The organism is Clostridium sp., from assembly GCF_036569345.1.
Lineage (GTDB): Bacteria > Bacillota > Clostridia > Clostridiales > Clostridiaceae > Clostridium_AD.
Genome location: NZ_DATCQT010000181.1, coordinates 41,446 through 63,896, shown reverse-complemented (window position 1 = coordinate 63,896; position 22,451 = coordinate 41,446). Strand labels below are relative to the sequence as shown.

Genomic DNA, 22,451 nt, shown 5'->3' with positions numbered 1-22,451 from the left:
AAAAGTAGGGAGTTAGACCCATAAAATAATCTATTTTTATAATTTAAAAAATTCATGAATATCTGTGTTGGCCTTTCTATAGTCCTCTATTTGTCCTATATCCTTCCAATACTCAGTTATCTCGTATACACCTGACTTATATTTATTTCTAATTGCATCTTCTATTAAATCTGTCATATTATAAACTTCATCTTGTTGTATGTATTTTATAACTTCAGGATTTACTACATATACTCCACCACTAATGTGAAAGTTATATGTAGGTTTTTCTTCCAAAGACTCTATAAGCATATTATCAGTAACTACTACTCCATACGGGACATTCATTTCATAATTTCTAACACCTACGGTTATATTGAAGTTATTTTCTATATGATGATTCAAAAATTTTTCAAAATCAATTCCTGTTAATATATCTCCATTTATAACAATGAAAGGTTTTATTAATTTCTCTTTTGCTAAGGCAATTGAGCCTGCTGTACCTAGTTTTTTAGTTTCTCTAATGTATTCAATGTTAACATCAAATTTTTCGCCGTTTTCAAAGTATTCCTCAATTATTTCTCCTTTATAATTAATTGAAATAATAAAGTTTCTAAAACCATATTCTTTAAATTGTTCTATTAAAAGCTCCAATATTGGTTTATCACCAACAGTTAGCATAGGTTTAGGTACTGTTTCGGTCAGTGGTCTCAATCTAGTTCCTAGGCCTCCTGCTAAAATAAAAACATAATTATCTTTTACATCATAAGATAATATATCATCTAAAAAATATAAATCTATAAGCTTTTTATCTTTATCAATAACAGGTACCTGTCTTATCTTGTTCTTAAGCATATATTCTTTTGCTTTCTTTTTACTATGCTGCTCTGTAACAAATTTATAATTTTTAGCATATGTATTCTCTATACTATCATTAATGCTGAAGTCCTTAAGCATAGCACGTCTTATATCACCATCTGTAATAGTTCCCACGAGTTCATTTTTTTCATTTACAACTAGAGCTCCTCCAGTTAAGTTTTTATCTATAACTTTCATTGCTTCTTTTATTGTAGAACTAACTCCTATACAATAATTATCAATTGAAAATTTCATAATATCACCTGCGCTTTATAATTTTTGATGGAACTCCCACGGCAACTACATTATCTAATATATTTTCAATAACAACAGCTCCAGCCCCTATAATTACATTGTTTCCTATATGTATTGTTTGAATTATAGAACTTCCCATACCAACATGGGTGTTGCACCCGATACTCACCCCTCCTGCAAGGCAAGCTCTAGGTGAAATATGAGTGTTTCTTTTCACATTACAATCATGTTCTATCACTGCACCAGTATTTACTATACAATTTTCTTCTATAATAACACCCGGATTAACTATTGCACCAGGCATCACGCAAGTTCCAAAGCCGATATTTGCATAAGGTGAAACTATTGCATATTTATGTATAAGAACTGGTATATTAAATCCTATAGCTACCAAATTGTAATATATCTTATCCCTAATTGAAATATTTTGTAGTGCACCAACACATACAAATGCGTTTTTAACACCACTGTTATATAATTCTTTTAAAATGCTGTCATCGCCTATTATAGGAATATCTAATACAAACTTCTCATTACCATAAGCTTTATCTGTTACACCTACAATATCATATTTATAAGTACTTTTTATAATATCTATAATGACCTTGCAGTGCCCACCTGCACCTACAAGTACAATTTTCTCCATAATATCACCTCAACTTTGACTTCTAAGTTAATAAGTAATTCTCTTTTGAATAAGTTTAAGGTCAAGCTTTACCTCACTTAAAATTTGTGCTATTTTGCCACTAGCATTACCATCACCATAAGGATTTGTACAAGTCTCTAATCCATTCTTAAAGTTTTCATCACCTATTGCTTTTTGAATTCCAGCTTTTACAGATTCTTTTCCATAAGGCACGTCTATTATATTACAAGCTCTTAATCTGGTGCCCTGTCTTGATCCTATATTAACTACAGGTAGTTTAAAGCTTGGTGCTTCAATTATACCTGATGATGAATTTCCTATCATTACTTCTGCTACTTCTAGAAAACTTAAGTACTCTACTTGAGTTAGATTTTTAAATACCTTTAATATTGGATATTTAGCTCTATATTCCTCAATAACCTTAATAATTTCACGACCACCATTATCACTATTTGGATATGAAACTATAGTCTGATATCCAAGTTCCACAACCGCATCTAGTGTTTCTCTTATTTGCCATTCAACCATGTCCCTTTCTGTAGTTACTGGATGCTGCGTTAGTAAAAATATCTTATCATCTTTTAATTCAAATCTCTTTAACATTTCACTTCTTGATAAATACTTTGTTTTTTTGATGTAATCAAGGCCTGGTGCGCCTACTACAAAAATATTTTTTTCTTCCTCACCTAATTTAATAATTCTCTGTTTGCTGTCCTCATTTGCAGGAAAATGGATGTGAGAAAGTTTAGTTATAGCGTGTCTTACAGATTCATCTACTGTTCCAGTAACTTCTCCACCATGAATATGAGCTACAGGAATGTTCATGTGTATAGCTGCTGTTGCTGCTGCTAGCATCTCTCCTCTATCCCCTAGTATTAATACTATATCTGGTTTTATTCTTTCAAAGCTTTGAGCCATACTTATAATTGAAAGTCCGATAGATTTTGCCATAGCTGTTCCTGTATCAGATGCTAATATGGTTTCAAAATTATCTGCTATGCTAAATCCATCTTTTTCTATTTCATTTATAGTCATTCCAAATTCAGGGCATAAATGCATTCCACAAACAATAAGTTTAAGGTCCAAAACATCATGTTTTTCAATTTCTTTAAGAACATGATAAAATATGCCATAATCCGCTCTTGTACCTGTTATTACTGCTATTTTTCTTTTCATATCCATCCTCCTTGTAGCAATCTGTGAGAATAACAATTATTAATTGTTATTCTCATATTCTATGTAAATGTAAAAGAATTCAGCTAATTTTTATTCCATCATATTTAATGCTATTTGCTCATCCATCTTTATATCTCTATTAATTTTTTTACCGACAATATCTCTATATAGTTTAGGTGAGAGTCCGGTTCCTGGCCTTTTGTAATCTAAGTCCGCTAAGTTTATAGTCTCTCCTGTTTTTATATCTCTTGAGGCTACAATACTTTTCCTCGCTGCCTTCATAGTATTTACTTCGCTAGGATTATACCTTTTGATTCCAGTTCCAAGTGCCATTTCCACGTCTCTAATTGCTTTAACCATTTCTTTTAACTCTACAGGATTTAGAGAAGCTTTATGATCTGGTCCTTCCATACTTTTGTCTAAAGTGAAATGTTTTTCTATTATATTGGCTCCCATAGCAGCTGATGCTATAGTCACGGATATTCCCTCAGTGTGATCAGAATATCCAGACACAATCTGAAAAGCATTTTTAATAGTGTTCATGGCCTTTAAATTAACATTTTGTAATTTAGCTGGATAATTTGAAGTACATTGAAGAACTGCCACTTCATTATTGCCTAAAAGGTTAATAGCATTTAAAGCTTGTTCTATGTCCGATAGGGTTGCCATGCCAGAAGATAAGATTATAGGTTTATTAAATCTTGCTATATGCTCTAGAAATGGAATATTGGTTAAATCCCCTGAACTAATTTTAAAAGCCACCATACCAATTGACGCTAAAAAATCTGCGCTTTCAAAATCAAAAGGTGTAGATAAAAACATAATGTCCTTTTCTATGCAGTATCTTTGCAGTTCGATAAAGTTTTCCTGCGTTAGTTCTAGTTTCTTTAACATATTAAACTGAGAGCCCACTTTGCCTATATTAGTCTTTTGGTAATCAGCCATATCTGCATATCCAGTTACTAATTTTTCAGTCTTAAAGGTTTGAAATTTTATGGCATCAACCCCTGCAAATAAAGCTTTATCTATTAACTGTTTTGCTATACCTATGTCTCCATTATGATTAACCCCAGCCTCCGCTATAATAAAGGTTAAATTTCCATCACCTATAACCTTACTGCCTATCTTAAACATGTTTATTCTCCTTTATTGTAAGTCTTAATTATCCCCTTTTAAGTATTATCTTTCCATATTTTCTAATGTCCTCTTTTAAGTTTAATATAATTGAATTATTTTTACTAATTCTAAAATATTGTTTTTGAAGCGCCCCAAAGGAGCGAAACATACTCTCTATTTGCGGAACTACTGAACCTTCAAAATCAAATTTATTTGTGAAGCTGGCGGAATATTTTATTGCCTCAAACACATTTAAATACATTGCTCCACTACTTCTAAATTCCGGATCTGCACCACCTAATAGATAATATGCTGCATTTTTATCATACACAAGATATAATGCAGCATGCAGATTGTTTTGCGAATCCACTGTGAAAAACATCTTTCTTGCATTGTTTTTATTAATTATTTCGTCAAATTTACTAAACCAATCAAAATCAAATGGAACCGCCATATTTTGTCTTTTAAAAGTTTTACTCAGCATACTATACATATCTGTAAGAGTCAAACTATCAATAACCTTTAAGTTAAGACCTATAGACTTAGTAATAACTGACTTAGTACTATCTGCAAACTCACCTCGTACCTTTTCAATATCTTGGATACCTTCTATTACATAAGTGTATCTGGTTTGCTGCTTATAGCCCTTCCACATGAAGGGCATCCAGTTAGTGAAATTATAGTGAAATCCACAATCAAAAAATTTCAATCCAGATATATTATCTACAAATTCCATGATTATATCTTTTTCTTTAGAAATTTTTTTCACATATTTCATCTGAGAGAAATCGCTAAAAATTATACCCAAGGTTTGGGTGAGCTTTGGCATCGTTATATATCCATTTTTACTTTTTGTTATAGGCATACCAGCTATTAGTCTATCACCTTTATCAAAGCACCCCAATATATTATACTTTGAACCTACTGCATCAAGCCAAAATGTTTTAGCGAATATGCTCCCTTGTGGAGATTTGTCTACAAATTCATTCCATATTGTATATTCAATTTTTTCTAAATTTCTAAAATTAAATTTTCCCATTTATACTTCCTTTTATTGGTTTTTAAGCAATTGGTCCTCTGGTACACTTCTCATTACTTTAGCCGGATTACCAACTACAATAATGCCTTGTTCCACGTCTTTTGTAACTACACTGCCTGCAGCTACAAAGGCATCCTCATATATAGTTCTACCAGGCAGGATAACTGCTCCTGCTCCAATTCTACCACCTTTTTTTATAGTTACTCCTTTGAATTTACCAAATCTTTCCTTAGAACGGGCCGCATAATTATCATTAGATGTTGTAACACAAGGCGCAATAAATACATAATTTTCAACTTGTGAATAAGCTGTAATATACACATTGGTTTGTATTTTGCAATTAGAACCGACAGTGCAGAAATTTTCAATAGTTGTTCCACGTCCAATAATTGTTCTTGAACCTATTGTTACATTTTCTCTTACTACAGCAGTATCAGCAATAAGTGTTTTCTCTCCAATTACGCAACCACAATAAATAATCACACCTGCCCCTATAAGACAACCTTCACTTATTTTTGCTGGAAGCAGTTTTTCTTCATTCTTAAATATACTATTTACTGATCTCATAGGCTCTTTTCCTATTACAGTATTGTCATCTATGCGAACATTATCCTCTATAACAGTTCCCGTATGCAAAACTACATTATTCCCTAAAATACAATTATCACCTATCACTACCTCATCATCTATTACTACAAAATGTCCTATCATTACATTATTGCCCAATTTACTTTTATCTGAAACATAATTCATGAAAATAACCCCTTTTCATCTAATATATAAATCTATTTCTTCATTTCCATAGTTGAGAAATCTCCCATTGGGAATTTTACTGGAAGCCCTGTAAGTCTTGATTTATAAGCTGCAAGTATAATAGACATGCCTTTTTTGCCTTCTTCTCCATTAATGAGCGGCTGCCTATCCATATTTATAGAATCTATCATATCTTTAAATAATGGTGTGTGTCCGAAGCCATAAACTGAATCTGGGTCTCCCTTTTGCTCTTTTAATATTTCTTCCTCAGTATCCATATTATCTGCAAATCTCCAAGTTTCTATTGAATTTACTGCAATTCCTCCTATAGAAACTGTACCCGTTTCACCAAAGATGCTTAATGTTTCTTCTAAATTTTTAGGATATACACAAGCTGAACCTTCAACTATGCCTATAGACCCATTTTTAAATCTTATCATTATTGCTCCAAAATCCTCTGCTTCTATATCTCGAAGGAAAGTATCACATTGAGCATATACCGTATCAATTTCTCCACCCATCATCCATTGTAATAAATCGATATTGTGAATACATTGATTCATTAAAGTACCACCGTCTAATTCCCATGTTCCTCTCCAAGGTGCTTGTTGATAGTATCCCATATTTCTATTCCAAAGGATTCTTGCTGTTCCATTAACTAATTTACCAAATCTATTCTCCTCCACTGCAGCTCGCAATTTTTGTATTGGCTCATTAAATCTGTTTTGGTGACTAACACATAGCTTTACATTATTTTTTCTTGCACATTCAATCATTCTATCTGCATCTTGGGTAGATAAAGCCATTGGTTTTTCAACAATTACATGTTTTCCTTTATTCATGCAATATATAGCTATTTCTGGATGATATCCACTTTCTGTAGCTATTGCAACCATGTCAATATCCGTTTTTTCAAGCATTTCTTTATAATCTATATAAACTTCTACATTTACATCTTCGTTTATTGCTTTTATGTACTCTTCTTTTTTTGAGATAGCGTTAGCTTCTACCACATCACAAACTGCTGTAAGTTCAATTTCTGCTTTGTTTTGATTTATTGCCTCTACATGTTTGTAAGATATTCTTCCACAACCGATTATTGCAATTTTTAACTTTTTCATTAAAATTCCTCCTTATAATTACTCTGAAAAATATAACATTTTAATATTATTATCCTCCACAGCCTCATACTCTTTCTATCTATTTGACAAGAAAATAATGATTTTCTAAAATTTTGGCATGCAATATTATAATAAATTACAATGTTTGCATGCCTTATTTAAATTATTTCTAAAGTTTATTTATCTTTTCTCTATTGTTTAAAACTTCTTTTGTAGCGTTTCTAGTGTCATATAATAAACTAGCTTCTGCTACTATTTTTTCATAATCATATGAGCTATGATCTGTAGTTATTATTACTATATCTGCATTCTTTATTTCAACTTCCCAATCTACAGATACATATTCTTTGCCCTTATGCATGAACTTTGGAATAAATGGGTCATTTATTATTATATCAGCACCATTTTTTTCCAATTGATCAATAACTTTTAATGTTGGTGATTCTCTCATATCATCTATATCTTTCTTATAAGCTGCGCCCATTAGAAGAACTTTGGCTCCGTTTAGTGCCTTTTTCTGACTATTTAAAAGCTTCATAACATTTTCAAGCACAAATTCAGGCATATAATCGTTAATTATACCTGATGCTTCTATTAACTTTGTATGATAATCAAACTCTTTCGCTTTCCATTCTAAGTAAAATGGATCAAGTGGTATACAGTGTCCACCAAGACCTGGACCTGGATAGAATGGCATAAACCCATAAGGCTTAGTTTTAGCTGCATCAATTACTTCCCAAATATCAATATTCATCCTTTTACACAAAATAGCCATTTCATTAGCTAATGCTATATTTACATTCCTAAAAGTATTTTCAAGAATTTTTTCCATTTCAGCTACTGCTGGAGAAGACACTTCCATTATATCTCCCTCAAGCACACTTCTGTATAACATTCCCGCTACCTCAGTACAATCTTTCGTACATCCTCCAACTACTTTTGGTGTGTTTTTTGTATTAAATTTTTTATTACCTGGATCAATTCTCTCTGGAGAGAACGCTAGGAAAAAGTCTACACCGCATTTCAAACCTGATTCTTCAAGTATTGGTTTTAATACTTCTTCAGTTGTTCCTGGGTATGTAGTGCTTTCGAGTACTACGAGCATTCCCTTATGTAAATACTTAGCTACACTTTTAGCTGAATCCACTACATATGATAAATCTGGTTGTTTATATAAATCGAGTGGTGTAGGAACTGCAATGCACACTGTATCAACATCTTTAACAAAGCTAAAATCTGTAGTAGCTTTAAGTTTTCCTTCTTTTACTAATCTAGTTAAATCTGAATCTACAATATCACCAATATAATTATGTCCTTCATTTACCATTTGAACCTTTTGCTCTTGAACATCAAACCCTATTACTTTATATCCTACCTTAGCCTTCTCTACTGCTAGTGGTAAACCTACATATCCAAGGCCCACTACACCAAGTTTAGCTGTTTTATTTTTTAATTTTAACAATAATTCATCTTTATATTGAGACATTTTGTTACCTCCTATAACCTTAAAGGTTTAATTTAATATATTTACTATACAGTATAAAATAATTATTCTATTGAAGTGTATTTCCATATATTTCGATACAATTCAAATATTTATTAAAATCTATTATCAAAATTACCACAGGAATAATAGAAAATTTTAAAAATACGAGTTCCTTAATCATTTTACATCATTTCTAAAATTATTCAACATTTTTTTACTTTTACCATAACGTATCTTAGCATATATTATTATATCCTAAATCATTCTATTTGTATAATTTATAGGAGTATATTAACTATTTATTTATAATTCCTCATAAATAAAACGTTTTCACTCAATAAATTGTGACCTTTCTCCCCATAAGTTTTATTAATAGCCTTTTGTATAGTCCACACTTGACAATATATGATTTATACAAAAATAAAAAAGCTAGTTTTATCTAGCTTTTTACTTTTACTCTTTATATTTTATTATTGCACTCATTGTAAATTTCTTTAAACATCTCATTATCCTTGATAGTTAAAAGATATTGCATAAAAGCTTTTTTCAAATCCTCTCTTTTGAGTGCGAATTCCACATTTGCTTCCAAAAATCCCTCTTTATCACCTACGTCATACCTTCTACCATCAAAATTATAAGCGTACATATCTTCCTCTGTTATTAAAGTCTTTAAGGCATCAGTAAGTTGAATTTCTCCACCCTTACCTGGCTTTGTATTTTCTAAAATATCAAATATTCTAGGTGTTATAATATACCTTCCGAGAATGGCTATGTTTGATGGAGCTTCTGAAGCACTGGGTTTTTCAATAACATCTGCTACCTTATAAACCCGATCTTCTATTGATGTTCCATTTACTATACCATATTTACTAACTTGACTTAATGGAACCTTTTGGACTCCTAATATTGAGGTTCTATATTTGCTATAGCAGTCTATTAGTTGTTTTAAACAAGGCACCTTACTATCTACAACATCATCACCAAGCATTACAGCAAAAGGTTCATTCCCAACAAAAGTTTTTGCACAACTTATAGCATGACCAAGCCCTTTTGGCTCTTTCTGCCTTATATAATAAATATTTGCTAGATTTGAAATATCTCTAACCATTTTCAAGACATCATTTTTACCATTTTGCTCTAATTGATATTCAAGTTCAATAGATTTGTCAAAATGATCTTCGATAGCTCTTTTGTTTCTTCCTGTTATAATTAATATTTCCTCAATTCCAGATGCTACGGCTTCCTCTATAATATACTGTATTGTTGGTTTATCAACAATTGGTAACATTTCTTTAGGTTGTGCTTTTGTAGCAGGCAGAAATCTTGTTCCAAGTCCTGCTGCGGGTATTATAGCTTTTTTAACTCTCATAGTTCATCTCTCCTTAATTAAGACATCCTTTATATGTTATTTTTTTCAGATGCCAAACATACTCCTAGATTGTAAACTTATTTTAAAAAATCTATTTGAAAATGTTAAAAATTTTAAATTTCTATTTGTTTCTTTTAATGTTGAGTAAACTTATTTTAACCTAGTTTTTCTACTTGTAATATTATGTCCATCGCTACAGAGAATATGTGCCAAATCTTTTTTACGAATTTTTCAACTGTTTTTCAACTTCTTCTCCATAATCACCTAACAAACTCTCTAAATTTATTTAACATCCGTAAATAGCTTTTCTAGCTGGATTACAATTTCATCTTTTGCATCTATTTTTTTTGCTATATCTAAATGTATTTTAGCTTGCTCAATATTTTTAACATTTAAATAACACATAACAAGATTTGTGCATATCTCTATAGATTTTGTAACCTCAAAGGCCTTCCTAAAATACTGAATAGCTACCTCATAATTTTCAAGGCAAGCATAATTAATACCGAATTCATTTATTACTTCTATTAAATCTTTATCAATTGCCATCGCTTCATTTAGATAGTATATAGCTTTTTCGTGATTTTGCAGTATTCTGTAAGCTATAGCACAGTTATAATATACATCTGGTTTATCTCCTAATTGCTCCATTAAGGGTATTAAAATTTCAAGTGCCGCTTTAGGATTCTCAGATACTAGATCTTTTCCCTTTTGAAAACTTGTAATGGTTTCTAACTCATTTTTTAATTCAATGACCTCTGTGGTTTGTTCACCACCATTTATAATATAATTTCTTAAAGCTAGCAATGCTAAGTCATGTTTACTTTCACTATTAAAAACTAATGATTCATATAAATAGGGGGTAGCGTAATTGGTGATTTTTTTAGCCTTTTCTATAAGTCTTAATTCCTCATCCTTAAACATAATATTTTTCAATCTTAATTTATCAACTAATATAAAAATTTTATCATAATTTTCTATATTCTCTTGCAATGATAATAGTCCTTTTAAAATAATATATGCTTCTTCATAATTCTCATTTTTAATTTCTTTAAATATTACACCTTTAATAAATGGTATGGAATTTGGAACACCATTTATAATCCCTTTATATTCTTCATTATATTTAAAAAGTTCATCTGCGCCTATTACATAGAACATTCCTTCTATAAATAAATTAACTGGTATATTATCGAAATCTTCTTTTTCCTTTACCTTTTTGATCATTTCGTTTGTTCTCACTGGGAAGTATAAATCATCCATTATGACAAACTCATTAATTTTGCTATTCTTCTTTATTTCTAAAAAAAGAATAGCTGCTAATTTTTCAGAAAAATATGTTTTTACGTCCATGCTTACACCTTCCTATTAATCTCAAATATTTCTGCTACAATTGTTACTATTAATAATAATATACAAAGAATAATTTGTAAACCTTATAAAATGATTACAAGTAAATCTATTCTTTGACAGTATTTAAATTTATACATCCCATATCAACTATTGACATAACATTTTCTTTTAGATTAACTATTTTTTCAGATGCATTTTTTAAGCTATTTCCTTTTACTGATAAATAAATTTTTATTTTTGGTTCAGTACCAGAAGGCCGAACTACAAACCAAGAACCATCTTCTAACACAAATTTTAATACATTAGATTTTGGTAATTTAATTGTTTTCTCATTAATTTTAATTAAATCTAATTCCAATCCGGTTTTATAGTCCATCTTTTTTACAATTTTATTATTACCTATTAATCCATTCATTGAATTTCTTAAATACTGCATAATATTACCTATTTTTTCTGCACCATCTTTTCCTTTAAGTTCTATGGATACTAAACTTTCCTCGTAGTATCCATTCTCTTTATAAATATTCAACAAAGCATCATACAAACTCATACCTTTATTTTTATAATAAAGTGTCATCTCACAAATTAGCATGGAAGCTATAACCGCATCTTTATCACGCACAAAATTTCCTGCCAAATAACCAAAACTCTCCTCAAAACCAAATATAAACTCTTTTTTACCCTCCTGTTCAAACTCTTTAATTTTCTCCCCAATATATTTAAATCCTGTTAGCACATCTAATACTTCAACATTATATTTTTTTCCTATACTCCCTATCATGTCTGTTGTAACAATAGTTTTTATTACAACACCATTTTTAGGCAATTGGTTAGTTTCACTTAATGAATTTAAAATGTAATTAGCTAATAATATACCTGTCTGATTACCTGACAAAACCTTATATTGACCTTTTTCACCTTTAACAACAACTCCAATTCGATCACAGTCAGGGTCTGTACCAAAAATAATGTCCGGATTGATGTCACTCGCCATATTAAGTGCTAATTCAAATACCTCTGATTGTTCTGGATTAGGATATGAAACTGTAGTGAAATTACCATCTGGCATTTCTTGCTCTTTTACAACAAACACTTTGTCATAACCTAATTCACTCAAAACTCTCCTCACAGGAATGTTTCCTGAACCATGAATAGGAGTATAAATTATTTTCAAATCCTTAGCATATTTCTTAACTAAGTCTTTTCTAATAGTTAAATTTTTAGTCTTATCAATATACGATAAATAAAGGTTTTCCCCAATTATTTTTAACATTCCATTTGCTTTTGCTTTATTGATTCCTATTGTTTTTATTTTAGAAAAATCTTTAATTCCATCTGCACAGGTTGTAATTCTGCTTGCTACTTCATCTGTAACTTGTCCACCATCATCACCATATACCTTAAATCCGTTGTACTCTTTAGGATTATGTGATGCAGTAATTACAATACCTGCTTTACTTTTAAGTTCTCGAACTGCATAAGATAAAATTGGAGTCGGTGTTAAAGTTTCAAACAAATTAACAAAAATACCATTGCCGCAAAGTGTTTCTGCAGCTGCCTTTGCAAATTCTATTGACATATTTCTTGAATCGTATGCTATGGTAACAGATATCTTTTCTTTGTATTTTATATTTAAATAGTCTGCTAAGCCTTGAGCTGCCTTGCCTACTGTGTGTATATTCATCCTATTTGTTCCTGCACCAATTACACCTCTTAATCCTCCTGTACCAAACTCTAAATCTTTATAAAATCTATCTTCAATTTCTTTTTCATCTACTAAATGTTCCAATTCACTCTTCAATTTTAAATCTATAAACTTAGAGTTAATCCAACTTTTATACTTTTCTGTATATGTCATATAATACCTCCTTTTGTTACTATGAATCCGATAACAGTTATTATGTTAATTTACACCTGTATTAATCTCTCTTTAGTCTATCATATTATACTATCAATCCATTACAAATAAAAGGAATTTTCACTAATAACCTATTTTCCCATATTTTGTTATAACGTAGTCATTTAAAGCTGATTTTTCCAACTTTAAATATGATATTGTGCATTATTTTATAATTATAATTGTATTTACATATCTAATACTTTATAATTATAAATTGACTGAATGATTATACTTTAAATAGTGATTTAATAAACTAATATAAATTCTTTTGGAAGGGGTGTATAAATTGTATAGATTAAATCAAAATGAAACTCCATTATTTGATGCTTTAATGGAATATGTAGATAGAGAAACCTTACCTTTTCACGTGCCTGGGCATAAAAAAGGAATAGGGGCAGATGAACAATTTAGAAGTTTTATGGGAGATAATCCTTTTAAAATTGATGTTACTGTTTTTAAACTTGTTGACAGTTTTCACCACCCAACTGGACCTATTAAAAAGGCGCAAGAATTAGCAGCTGATGCTTATGGTGCTGATGCATCTTTTTTCTCAGTTCATGGAACTTCTGGTGCTATTCAAGCTATGATTATGTCTGTAGTTGGATCTGGCGATAAAATAATTGTTCCTAGAAATGTACATAAATCAATAACTGGTGGTATCATTTTATCAGGTGCTGTGCCAGTTTATATGCAGCCTGCACTAGATAAAAAAATTGGGGTTGCACATGGAGTTTCCCCAGAAACTGTGGAAGAAACATTGAAGGAAAATCCTGATGCGAAAGCTGTGCTTATAATTAACCCCACATACTATGGAGTTTCAACAGATATAAAGAGAATTGCAGATATAGTTCATGAATACGACATTCCTCTGATAGTTGATGAAGCTCATGGCCCTCATCTTAAATTTAATAGCAGGTTACCAATGTCCGCAATGGAAGCTGGTGCAGATATCTGTGCTCAAAGCACTCATAAAATTATAGGTTCATTAACTCAAAGTTCTATGCTACATGTTAGTTCAAAACGAGTTAACCCTGCTAGAGTTAAACAACTAATAAACTTAATGCACACAACGTCACCTTCCTACATACTAATGGCATCATTAGATTGTGCAAGGCGACAAATTACATTAGATGGCACGCTACTTTTAGAAAAGACTATTGATCTATGTAATTATGTAAGAAGTGAAGTGAATAAAATACCAGGGTTTTATTGTTTTGGAGAAGAAGTCCTAGATGGTTTCGGTGCTTATGCTTTTGATCCAACTAAAATCACAATCACTTGTAGGGATTTAGGTATAACGGGTTATGACTTAGATATGATACTTGCTAACAAATATCATATACAAATGGAATTATCTGATCTTTATAATATTTTAGCAGTTGGTACTTTTGGAGATACAAAAGATGGAATGGAACAATTACTTTCAGCTCTAAGAGAAATAAGCAATGAATATTATGGCAAAGGAACAAAAAAATCTGATTTTATTGATATTCCCAGTATTCCAGAACAAGTTCAAATTCCCCGTGAGGCTTTCAACAGTGTAAATACAGCTGTTGAAATTAAAAAAAGTGTTGGTATGATAAGTGGGGAATTCTTAATGGCTTATCCACCTGGCATTCCAGTACTTTGCCCTGGAGAGAGAATAACTCAAGAGATTGTAGATTATGTTGAAAAATTAAAAAACACTGGATTATATGTTCAAGGAACTGAAGACCCTGAAGTTGAATATATCAAAGTTGTTCTCGAAGAAGATGCAGTGTACATAACTGTTGAATAAACATAATTTAGGTGTTATATCTTAACAAATAAAGAAGAAAGCCTTATAAATAATGGCTTTCTTCTTTATTTATTCACATTATATTTAATATAAAATTCTATTATTAATATCTCCTATAGATTTACACCCTGTAAGCACCATAGATGATTTTAATTCGCTTTTTAGCAAATCAATGTAAGATTTTACGCCTTCTGCCTTACCACCAAATGATGCAGTTACAAATGGCCTGCCAATAAGAACTGCATCTGCACCTAGTGCTATCATTTTAAGTATATCGACACCATTTCGAACTCCACCATCAGCTAAAATAATTACTTTTCCCTTGACCACTTCAGCAATATCTTGAAGAACATTAGCAACTCCCGGAGTTTGATCTAATACTCTTCCTCCATGATTTGATACTACAATTGCCGCTACTCCTGCATCAACCGCAAGTTCTGCTTCGTCTGTTGTCATTATTCCTTTTAAAATAAATGGAAGCTTAGTTGATTCAACAATTTGTTTAATTTCATCCACGGTTTTAGGCATAACTGGTTTACCAGCAAGTGCTAAAGTAAGAAGACCACAAGCATCTATGTCCATTCCTATAGCAAAGGCACCTGCTTTTTCTGCTAATTTAATTTTCTCTATAACTTTTGCATTTTCCCAAGGTTTTATTATTGCAATGCCATTCCCACCCTGTTTTTCTAACTGTTCAAGATTAGTTGTGTAAAAAGAATCTACAGCAGTGTCTCCCACCATTGGAGAAATTCCCCCTTTAATACATCCACTAATAACCCAAGATATATACTCTTCTTCGCTAAATTTGCCACCCATATTTAGGGTAGTTCCAGATACCGGGGCAGCAAATACTGGCATATCCATTTTTATACCAAACATCTCTATAGAAGTATCAGGATTTTTTGCATCATGTATAGTTCTCATATTAAGTTTATAAGCTTCCAATGATTCTATATTAATTTTAAAAGAACCACCAGTTCCTTTACCTCCCATTCCGGGTACTTCGCCTGCGCAAGCAACTCCATTACATATAGGACAAACTCTACAACTTTTGTTTAAATTTCCTCTAGCATCTTTTAAAACATCTTTATAATTCATTTTATTTCCCCCTTTTGTAATTCTAAATCATCTAAGTTTTCTTCTGTAAAAACTTTTATACCCTTCGATATTAATAACTGTGCTGTAACTCCATTACCCTTTCTTCTAGTACCACTAAAAGTTCCATCGTATATTGTTCCTACTCCACAAGAAGGACTTCGTGCTTTTAAAATAGCAATACTAGCTCCAACTACTTCTGCAATTTCTAAAGTTTCATAAGCACCTTTTAAGAACTTTGATGTTTGATCGTCATCTTTTTTTGGTCCAAGAATTCTAGCTTTTCCTTCTAGCACATCGAGTCCATCCCCATTCACAATTTCATGTGGAGCCCTAGGAGTTTCTTGTCCCCCTAGTTGTTCTGGACAAACAGGGATAACTTTTCCGTCTTTAAAGAGCTTTTGTAGCCGTGCATCTAAATTATTCCCACCATCATACTTGCAATTAATTCCACATAAACAAGCACTTACAATAATCATATCCTAACCATCCTTTATTAAATTAACCATGAACTATTTAAGTTCTACTACGGTAACTCCACTACCACCCTCACCATAATTTCCCAATCTATAAGTTTTAACATGACCATGTCTCTTAAGCATATCTGTAATAGTTTTTCTTAAAACTCCTGTGCCCTTACCATGAATAATTGTAGATTCTTTAAGTCCGCCTAAATAAGCTTCATCTAAGAATTTATCAACAGTAAATATAGCCTCCTGAGAATCCATACCTCTTAGATCTACAGAATTTGATACATTGCTTATATTTAGCTTCATTTCCCTCTTAATTATCTTTGCCTTTTTCTTGTCTTCCTGTGTAAGCCTTGATTTACGCAGATCATCTACTTTTACATTTATCTTCATAATACCAGCCTGAACCTGTACTTCGCCTTTTCTATCAGGCTTGGAAATCACAATAACCTTTTGGTCAAGAGATGGCAAATATACCTCTTCACCTTGTTTTACATTTTTTAGCTTTTCTCCGAAGACCTCATTACTTTTTTCTACATGTCTCTCTAAGCTTTCAAGCTTATTTTTAATTTTCGATCTTTCCTCTTCGAGTTTTTGCCTTGCTTCGGATGAGTAACCTAGCTTTTCTAATTGTCTCATATTTTTAAGAATGACATCTGATTCTTCCTTAGCATCCTTTATAAGTCTCTTAGCTTCCCTTTGTGCTTCATACATTGCATTTTCTCTAATGTTTTCCAGTTTGTACAATTTCTCCTGATATTTTTCTTTAAGTTTGCTAGCTTCTAGTTTCAAAATTTCAGATGCTCTAGCATCACTCTCTGCCTTGATGCTTTTTTCTTGTAAACTTTGAACTAACTCTTCAAATTCTAAAGTTTCTTTAGAAATATTTTCTTTAGCATTTTTAATTATATAATCAGGTAGCCCTAATCTCTTTGAAATTTCAAAAGCATTTGATTTACCTGGTACTCCAATTATAAGTCTATAGGTTGGGCTCAGTGTGTCTACATTAAACTCTACAGAAGCATTTTCAACACCTGTAGTTTTCAGCGCATATCCTTTTAATTCACTATAATGGGTAGTTGCAACTACTTTTGTGCCTCTTGCCCTTAAATTTTCTAGTATTGCAACAGCAAGGGCAGCTCCTTCTGTGGGATCTGTGCCAGCTCCTAATTCATCAAACAACGCTAAGGATTTTATATCTGCTTTTTCAATTATATTTACTATATTAGTCATATGTGACGAAAAAGTAGATAAGCTTTGCTCAATACTTTGCTCGTCTCCTATATCTGCAAAAATTTCATGGAAAAAACTTATCATGGAGCCTTCTCTAGCTGGGATTAAAATACCACTCATAGCCATTAACTGGATCAATCCTACAGTTTTTAACGTTACTGTTTTACCACCAGTATTGGGTCCTGTTATTATCAGTGATGTAAATCCTCTTCCCAGATAAATATTACTAGGAATAACTTCTTTAGGATCTATTAAAGGATGTCTAGCCTCAATTATATCTATTACTCCATCTTCATTAACCCTCGGAATAATAGCATTAATCTCTATTGCATATCCCGCCTTTGCAAAAATGAAATCTAGTTCCCATACTATATTTGCATTATTTTGAACAATATTTATATTTTCATATATTTTATAGGATAATTCAGATAAAATTCTTTCAACTTCAGCTTTTTCCTTTAACATAATTTCCTTGATTTCGTTGTTTAAGTTCACTAAACTCATAGGTTCTATGAAAAGTGTAGCTCCTGATGAACTTTGATCATGCACAAGACCTGGAACACTACCTTTATGTTCTATCTTAACGGGAATTACATATCTATCTCCTCTTATAGTATAAAGACTTTCTTGAAGATATTTTGCATTTGATCTAACTAATGAAATTACTTTTTCTTTTACGGAAGCATTTTTATCTTTTAAGGATTTTCTTAAACTAAAAAGCAAACTACTTGCCCTATCAGAAATTTCATCATCACTTATTATTGCTATAAAAATTTCATCTTCTAATTTTTTAATTGGAACAATTCCAATACATATATCCTCTAAAACTCTAGAGGAATCCTCCCCCACTGATTCACCAACATAATTCTTAAATAATCTAGCACACCTAAGCATTTGAGCTATGTGAAGAAGCTGCATTGGCATAAGTGAAGCACCTTTAGATGCCCTAATTATTGCATCCCGCACGTCATATATACCTTCAAAAGGAGCACTTCCCTTTTGTGATAAAAGTAAAAGGGCTTCATTAGTTTCTTGTAAATGTTCTCTTACTTCATAAATATTAGTGTAAGGTTCTAAATCACTTATAATATCCTTACCTGCAGTAGTTTTCGCATATTCTTTAATTTTTTCTTTAATTTTGTAATATTCTAAAACCTTTAATGATTTTATGTTCACAATTCCACCATCTTTCATTTGTTAATAATTTATTATCTATTATATATCCACTATTATGTATCTCCAATTATTCAACCCCTCTTTTATAATGCCCTCTAGTATAGTTTTTAAATTCACCTTGCCATGATCTTTCTATATAATTTTTTAGAACCTCAATAGTCTCTTCATAATTTTCTTGAATAAAATCTAATCTAAAAGATGAAATATTGTTTTTCTTTATTTCATCTATATTAGAAATTAAATTCACAGGCACATTATTGTAAATATAACTTCTACAATATTTATCAGTATCAATACTAAATTCTGCTCCCATTCTATCTTTAAGCGTATATGATTCTTTAACACAATTTCTCATGCAAGCCTTTTTATCACTTTTGTTACCAAATACACTTCCTATAGCACAGTATTCACTTACCATAAGTTCATATTTTCCGTAAACCATAATTTGAAGTGGCAAAGAAGTTTTAGATGCAATCTTTTTGATCTCCGCTGCATTAAGCTCTGCACTAATACAAGTCCCCGTTAGAAAACTCTTGTAAAAATCTCCTGCATAACTATTAAAAACATTCAATTTGTAATCTCCAATTATAATTGTTTTTTTATTAAATCTACTAATTATACCTAAATTAGCGGTAATAATACCTTTTACTTTACCTAAATTGTTTTCAATAAACTCACAAATACTTTCAAATTCTTCCTTAATAATATTGGGAACCTTTAAATAAACATTAAAATCATATTTATTAAATTCTATGTTACACCTTCTCATAAAAGGGTTTATAGCAATATTATCAAAGCCCATTTCTAGTACTGCTTTTAGTTGTTCCTCTTTAGTGACATATATAAGTGTCTCCGGTATACTTGTAACTTTTTTATCCTTATATTCTAAATTATTTTTATCCCCTAGAAGACTAAGACCTTTGTTATAATTAATCTGAGTTGTATTTTTTCCTCTTTTATATTTTAAAGTTATATCATTTTGAACATTCTCTATTAATTCTCGCCTTATTAAATTCAATGATGCCATCGGAACAAAACCTCCTTCAAAATCTTCAAAATTCACTTCATTTATTATGAATGGAGTATCTCCTGTTTTAGATAAATTTTGAATGATACGTTCTCTACTAAGTGGTTTATTTAGTGCCTCCTGAACAAGATCACCTTTAACATTAAAACTTTTCCCCTTGTAACTAGTACTTATTTTTAAAGGTTTATTAGTGGTGAATTCTATTGAAAGATTTAGTTCTATTTTCTTCTTGAATTTATCACTATAACTTCTTGAAAGTTCCTCCATTAATTGGACATCTGAAATTTTATATAAAAAATCTCCAGCTTTAAATTTAGCTGGTTTTAATAAAACTCTATCCCCCATTACTGCATTTTGAACTTCCATTCCATCCTTTATAATTTTCAAAATAGTAAACCCATCATCGTTAAACATTACGCCATCTTTTAAAGCGATGTTTTCTAAAAGGGTTACAGACAAATCTTTATTTGAGCTACCTATTGGTAGTCCAGAATTTTTAGGAACTTTATATGCCATCATATCTTTTCCGGTGTTACCGTATAAATATGCCTTCGAAAATCCTTCTCTATTAAATAATTGTGTTAAAACCTTAGTATCCTTATCTAACTTTTCTATTTTGTCATTATAAACATTATCTAATGCCCGTCTATATATTTCTACTGTTCCTGCAACATATTCCGGTTTTTTCATTCTTCCCTCTATTTTTAGTGAAGATGTGCCACTTGCAACCATATCTTTTAGGTTATCTATAGTACAAATATCTTTAGGACTTAAAAGGTATGCCTTATGTTCTTTTTTAGTATTTGCATCTATTAGTGTATAAGGTAATCTGCATGGCTGAGCGCACCTACCTCTATTCCCACTCCTACCTCCAATAATACTACTCATTAGACACTGCCCTGAATAGCATACACATAAAGCTCCATGAATAAAGACTTCTGTTTCAACATTTAAAGTATTAGATATATAATTTATTTCTTTTAAACTAAGTTCTCTCGAGAGAACTATCCTCGCAAATCCCATTTCTTTTAAAAACAAAGCAGCTTCACCATTGTGAATTGTCATCTGAGTTGATGCGTGAAGCTCAAACCTAGGAAAATTATTTCTTATTAAATATATTAATCCAGCATCTTGAATGATCAATGCATCTACGCATGCGTTATATAAAAATCCTACATATTCCATAATTTCTTTTAATTCATTGTCCTTTACTAATGTATTTAAAGTAACATATACACGTACTCCATAAATATGACAATATTCTACTGCTTTCGTTATATTCTCTTCATCAAAATTAAAAGCATAAGCTCTTGCCGAGAATTTGCTTCCTCCTATATAAACTGCATCTGCCCCCATTTGTACTGCAGCATATACACTTTCCATGCTACCAGCCGGAGCTAGTAATTCAATCTTTTTCATTTGCATCTCTCCTAATAAGTCTTATATATCTTATTATACAGTAAAAGTTGTAATAAATTAAGACATTAGAACATTTTACATTAATATAACACGACCTTCACTATTCTATGACCATGGACACAATAAAAATAATAGAATATAATAAAAAATAGACTAGTCGGGTTCTTGTTATTTTTTTTAGAATCCTAGTCTAAAAAATTATCTAATGGAGATATAAATATGACTATAAAAAATAGCATTAGAAATATTGGAATAGTTGCCCATGTAGATGCTGGAAAAACAACTTTAACAGAACAACTACACTTCTATTTTTTTCATAAATAAACTTGATCGTATTGGAGCCTCCCCATCTATTACAATTAATGATATGAAAAAGTTGCTTACTAAAAGGCTTGTGCCACTTCAATTTGTTTATGAAATAAATAACGAGTTTATTGTTAAGAACATATTTGATCAAAGCAATTACGCAAAAAATATATTAGATATAAATGAGGAATCGTGTTCACGATTACTTGAGGATATAATAGATATCCTAGGTGATAATAACGAAGAGATTTTAAAACAATTCTTTAATAATACTCTAACCCTAGGAAACATAAAAAATGAGATAGCAAAGCAGGCTAATAAAGGTATAATTTATCCTGTGCTTTATGGCACTGCTCTAAAAGGTGAAGGAATTAAAGATTTGCTTGATGGAATAATAGATTATCTCCCTGGCCCAGAGGATTTAGATAGTTCAAATCTCTCGGCACTGGTCTATAAAATCTCTCATAATAAAACCTTAGGTAAAATAGCCCATATAAAACTATTTAGTGGGTCAATATCAACTAGAGATGATATTTTAAATGTAACTACAAACAAAAGTGAAAAAATTACTATGATAAAAAAAATAATTAATCAGAAATTTTAGTTATGGTTAGCGGGTTAAATTGTAGTACCAACGATATTCTGGGAAGCAAAACTCATATTCCGAAACTTCAAGTAATTACAACTCCACTTCTTACCTTAAGAATTTATCCGAAAATTGAAGAAGACTATATAACTTTAGTTGAAGCTTTAACTATTCTACAAGAGGAAGATCCACTGCTTAACATGTTATGGATAAAAGAAAAAAAAGAGATTCATATTCGGATTATGGGTAAAATTCAGATTGAATATATTGAAGCTATTCTAATGGAAATATTTGGGTAAAATCTTAAGTCA

General features: G+C 31.0%; 18 protein-coding genes and 1 pseudogene. 4 read left to right on the top strand and 15 right to left on the bottom strand.

The features are described 5' to 3' along the window. Nucleotides 1-36: 36 nt before the first annotated feature. The 11 genes from VIM70_RS19100 to VIM70_RS19050 form a co-directional block, all read right to left on the bottom strand. Entirely contained in the window at nt 37-1,092 is a 1,056-nt protein-coding gene (locus tag VIM70_RS19100; protein WP_331947374.1) for a nucleotidyltransferase family protein, read from the bottom strand. 4 nt (nt 1,093-1,096) lie between these two features. Next, nucleotides 1,097-1,738, bottom strand: coding sequence for an acetyltransferase (locus VIM70_RS19095; protein WP_331947373.1), 642 nt, complete (start codon nt 1,736-1,738; stop codon nt 1,097-1,099). Nucleotides 1,739-1,765: 27 nt separating this feature from the next. Then, nucleotides 1,766-2,914 (bottom strand): UDP-N-acetylglucosamine 2-epimerase, encoded by a 1,149-nt coding sequence (gene neuC, locus VIM70_RS19090; RefSeq protein ID WP_331947372.1) that lies wholly within the window; start codon nt 2,912-2,914, stop codon nt 1,766-1,768. Nucleotides 2,915-3,004: 90 nt separating this feature from the next. Next, nucleotides 3,005-4,048 (bottom strand): N-acetylneuraminate synthase, encoded by a 1,044-nt coding sequence (gene neuB, locus VIM70_RS19085; RefSeq protein ID WP_331947371.1) that lies wholly within the window; start codon nt 4,046-4,048, stop codon nt 3,005-3,007. A gap of 28 nt (nt 4,049-4,076) precedes the next feature. Further along, on the bottom strand, nt 4,077-5,069 hold the full coding sequence (locus tag VIM70_RS19080) for a GNAT family N-acetyltransferase (RefSeq protein WP_331947370.1): 993 nt from the start codon (nt 5,067-5,069) through the stop codon (nt 4,077-4,079). Between the two features lie 12 nt (nt 5,070-5,081). After that, complete coding sequence (locus VIM70_RS19075) at nt 5,082-5,822, bottom strand: DapH/DapD/GlmU-related protein (RefSeq protein WP_331947369.1); 741 nt, start codon at nt 5,820-5,822, stop codon at nt 5,082-5,084. Nucleotides 5,823-5,854: 32 nt separating this feature from the next. Continuing rightward, nucleotides 5,855-6,943, bottom strand: coding sequence for a Gfo/Idh/MocA family oxidoreductase (locus tag VIM70_RS19070; protein WP_331947368.1), 1,089 nt, complete (start codon nt 6,941-6,943; stop codon nt 5,855-5,857). A gap of 169 nt (nt 6,944-7,112) precedes the next feature. Further along, nucleotides 7,113-8,429, bottom strand: coding sequence for a nucleotide sugar dehydrogenase (locus VIM70_RS19065; protein ID WP_331947367.1), 1,317 nt, complete (start codon nt 8,427-8,429; stop codon nt 7,113-7,115). 460 nt (nt 8,430-8,889) lie between these two features. After that, nucleotides 8,890-9,798: a UTP--glucose-1-phosphate uridylyltransferase GalU gene (gene galU, locus VIM70_RS19060; protein WP_331947366.1), complete on the bottom strand. Its 909-nt coding sequence runs from the start codon at nt 9,796-9,798 to the stop codon at nt 8,890-8,892. A 282-nt stretch (nt 9,799-10,080) separates the two neighbouring features. After that, nucleotides 10,081-11,151: a tetratricopeptide repeat protein gene (locus VIM70_RS19055; protein WP_331947365.1), complete on the bottom strand. Its 1,071-nt coding sequence runs from the start codon at nt 11,149-11,151 to the stop codon at nt 10,081-10,083. A 106-nt stretch (nt 11,152-11,257) separates the two neighbouring features. Further along, the gene (locus tag VIM70_RS19050) at nt 11,258-13,009 is read right to left on the bottom strand and encodes a phospho-sugar mutase (RefSeq protein WP_331947364.1); all 1,752 of its coding nucleotides are present in this window, start codon (nt 13,007-13,009) and stop codon (nt 11,258-11,260) included. Nucleotides 13,010-13,337: 328 nt separating this feature from the next. Here VIM70_RS19050 and VIM70_RS19045 point away from each other — a divergent pair, with 328 nt between their 5' ends. Then, on the top strand, nt 13,338-14,828 hold the full coding sequence (locus VIM70_RS19045) for an aminotransferase class I/II-fold pyridoxal phosphate-dependent enzyme (protein WP_331947363.1): 1,491 nt from the start codon (nt 13,338-13,340) through the stop codon (nt 14,826-14,828). Nucleotides 14,829-14,912: 84 nt separating this feature from the next. Here VIM70_RS19045 and VIM70_RS19040 read toward each other — a convergent pair whose 3' ends face one another. The 4 genes from VIM70_RS19040 to VIM70_RS19025 all read right to left on the bottom strand — a co-directional run bounded on the left by VIM70_RS19040 (nt 14,913) and on the right by VIM70_RS19025 (nt 21,248). Continuing rightward, the gene (locus VIM70_RS19040; RefSeq protein ID WP_331947362.1) at nt 14,913-15,926 is read right to left on the bottom strand and encodes an alpha-hydroxy-acid oxidizing protein; all 1,014 of its coding nucleotides are present in this window, start codon (nt 15,924-15,926) and stop codon (nt 14,913-14,915) included. After that, a complete protein-coding gene (locus VIM70_RS19035) occupies nt 15,923-16,402 on the bottom strand; it encodes a DUF523 domain-containing protein (RefSeq protein ID WP_331947361.1) in 480 nt (159 codons plus the stop codon). The genes VIM70_RS19040 and VIM70_RS19035 overlap by 4 nt, the downstream gene beginning before the upstream one ends. A 33-nt stretch (nt 16,403-16,435) precedes the next feature. Next, nucleotides 16,436-18,802 carry an endonuclease MutS2 gene (locus tag VIM70_RS19030; RefSeq protein WP_331947360.1) on the bottom strand — a complete coding sequence of 789 codons (2,367 nt, stop codon included), beginning with the start codon at nt 18,800-18,802 and terminating at the stop codon, nt 16,436-16,438. Between the two features lie 67 nt (nt 18,803-18,869). Further along, nucleotides 18,870-21,248, bottom strand: a complete 2,379-nt coding sequence (locus tag VIM70_RS19025) for a U32 family peptidase (RefSeq protein ID WP_331947358.1) — start codon at nt 21,246-21,248, stop codon at nt 18,870-18,872. A 219-nt stretch (nt 21,249-21,467) separates the two neighbouring features. Between VIM70_RS19025 and VIM70_RS19020 the strand changes: the two are divergent. The 3 genes and pseudogenes from VIM70_RS19020 to VIM70_RS19010 form a co-directional block, all read left to right on the top strand. Next, a pseudogene (locus VIM70_RS19020) lies at nt 21,468-21,548 on the top strand (GTP-binding protein); the annotation flags it as partial. A 67-nt stretch (nt 21,549-21,615) separates the two neighbouring features. Continuing rightward, nucleotides 21,616-22,158 (top strand): hypothetical protein, encoded by a 543-nt coding sequence (locus VIM70_RS19015; RefSeq protein WP_331947355.1) that lies wholly within the window; start codon nt 21,616-21,618, stop codon nt 22,156-22,158. 2 nt (nt 22,159-22,160) lie between these two features. Beyond that, nucleotides 22,161-22,439, top strand: a complete 279-nt coding sequence (locus tag VIM70_RS19010) for a hypothetical protein (RefSeq protein ID WP_331947354.1) — start codon at nt 22,161-22,163, stop codon at nt 22,437-22,439. Nucleotides 22,440-22,451: the final 12 nt, after the last annotated feature.

Bases quoted from the DNA above. Each gene is read 5' to 3' on its own strand.
- VIM70_RS19100 (WP_331947374.1), bottom strand. From the start codon at position 1,092: ATGAAATTTTCAATTGATAATTATTGTATAGGAGTTAGTTCTACAATA.
- VIM70_RS19095 (WP_331947373.1), bottom strand. From the start codon at position 1,738: ATGGAGAAAATTGTACTTGTAGGTGCAGGTGGGCACTGCAAGGTCATT.
- neuC (WP_331947372.1), bottom strand. From the start codon at position 2,914: ATGAAAAGAAAAATAGCAGTAATAACAGGTACAAGAGCGGATTATGGC.
- neuB (WP_331947371.1), bottom strand. From the start codon at position 4,048: ATGTTTAAGATAGGCAGTAAGGTTATAGGTGATGGAAATTTAACCTTT.
- VIM70_RS19080 (WP_331947370.1), bottom strand. From the start codon at position 5,069: ATGGGAAAATTTAATTTTAGAAATTTAGAAAAAATTGAATATACAATA.
- VIM70_RS19075 (WP_331947369.1), bottom strand. From the start codon at position 5,822: ATGAATTATGTTTCAGATAAAAGTAAATTGGGCAATAATGTAATGATA.
- VIM70_RS19070 (WP_331947368.1), bottom strand. From the start codon at position 6,943: ATGAAAAAGTTAAAAATTGCAATAATCGGTTGTGGAAGAATATCTTAC.
- VIM70_RS19065 (WP_331947367.1), bottom strand. From the start codon at position 8,429: ATGTCTCAATATAAAGATGAATTATTGTTAAAATTAAAAAATAAAACA.
- galU (WP_331947366.1), bottom strand. From the start codon at position 9,798: ATGAGAGTTAAAAAAGCTATAATACCCGCAGCAGGACTTGGAACAAGA.
- VIM70_RS19055 (WP_331947365.1), bottom strand. From the start codon at position 11,151: ATGGACGTAAAAACATATTTTTCTGAAAAATTAGCAGCTATTCTTTTT.
- VIM70_RS19050 (WP_331947364.1), bottom strand. From the start codon at position 13,009: ATGACATATACAGAAAAGTATAAAAGTTGGATTAACTCTAAGTTTATA.
- VIM70_RS19040 (WP_331947362.1), bottom strand. From the start codon at position 15,926: ATGAATTATAAAGATGTTTTAAAAGATGCTAGAGGAAATTTAAACAAA.
- VIM70_RS19035 (WP_331947361.1), bottom strand. From the start codon at position 16,402: ATGATTATTGTAAGTGCTTGTTTATGTGGAATTAATTGCAAGTATGAT.
- VIM70_RS19025 (WP_331947358.1), bottom strand. From the start codon at position 21,248: ATGAAAAAGATTGAATTACTAGCTCCGGCTGGTAGCATGGAAAGTGTA.
- VIM70_RS19015 (WP_331947355.1), top strand. From the start codon at position 21,616: ATGAAAAAGTTGCTTACTAAAAGGCTTGTGCCACTTCAATTTGTTTAT.
- VIM70_RS19010 (WP_331947354.1), top strand. From the start codon at position 22,161: ATGGTTAGCGGGTTAAATTGTAGTACCAACGATATTCTGGGAAGCAAA.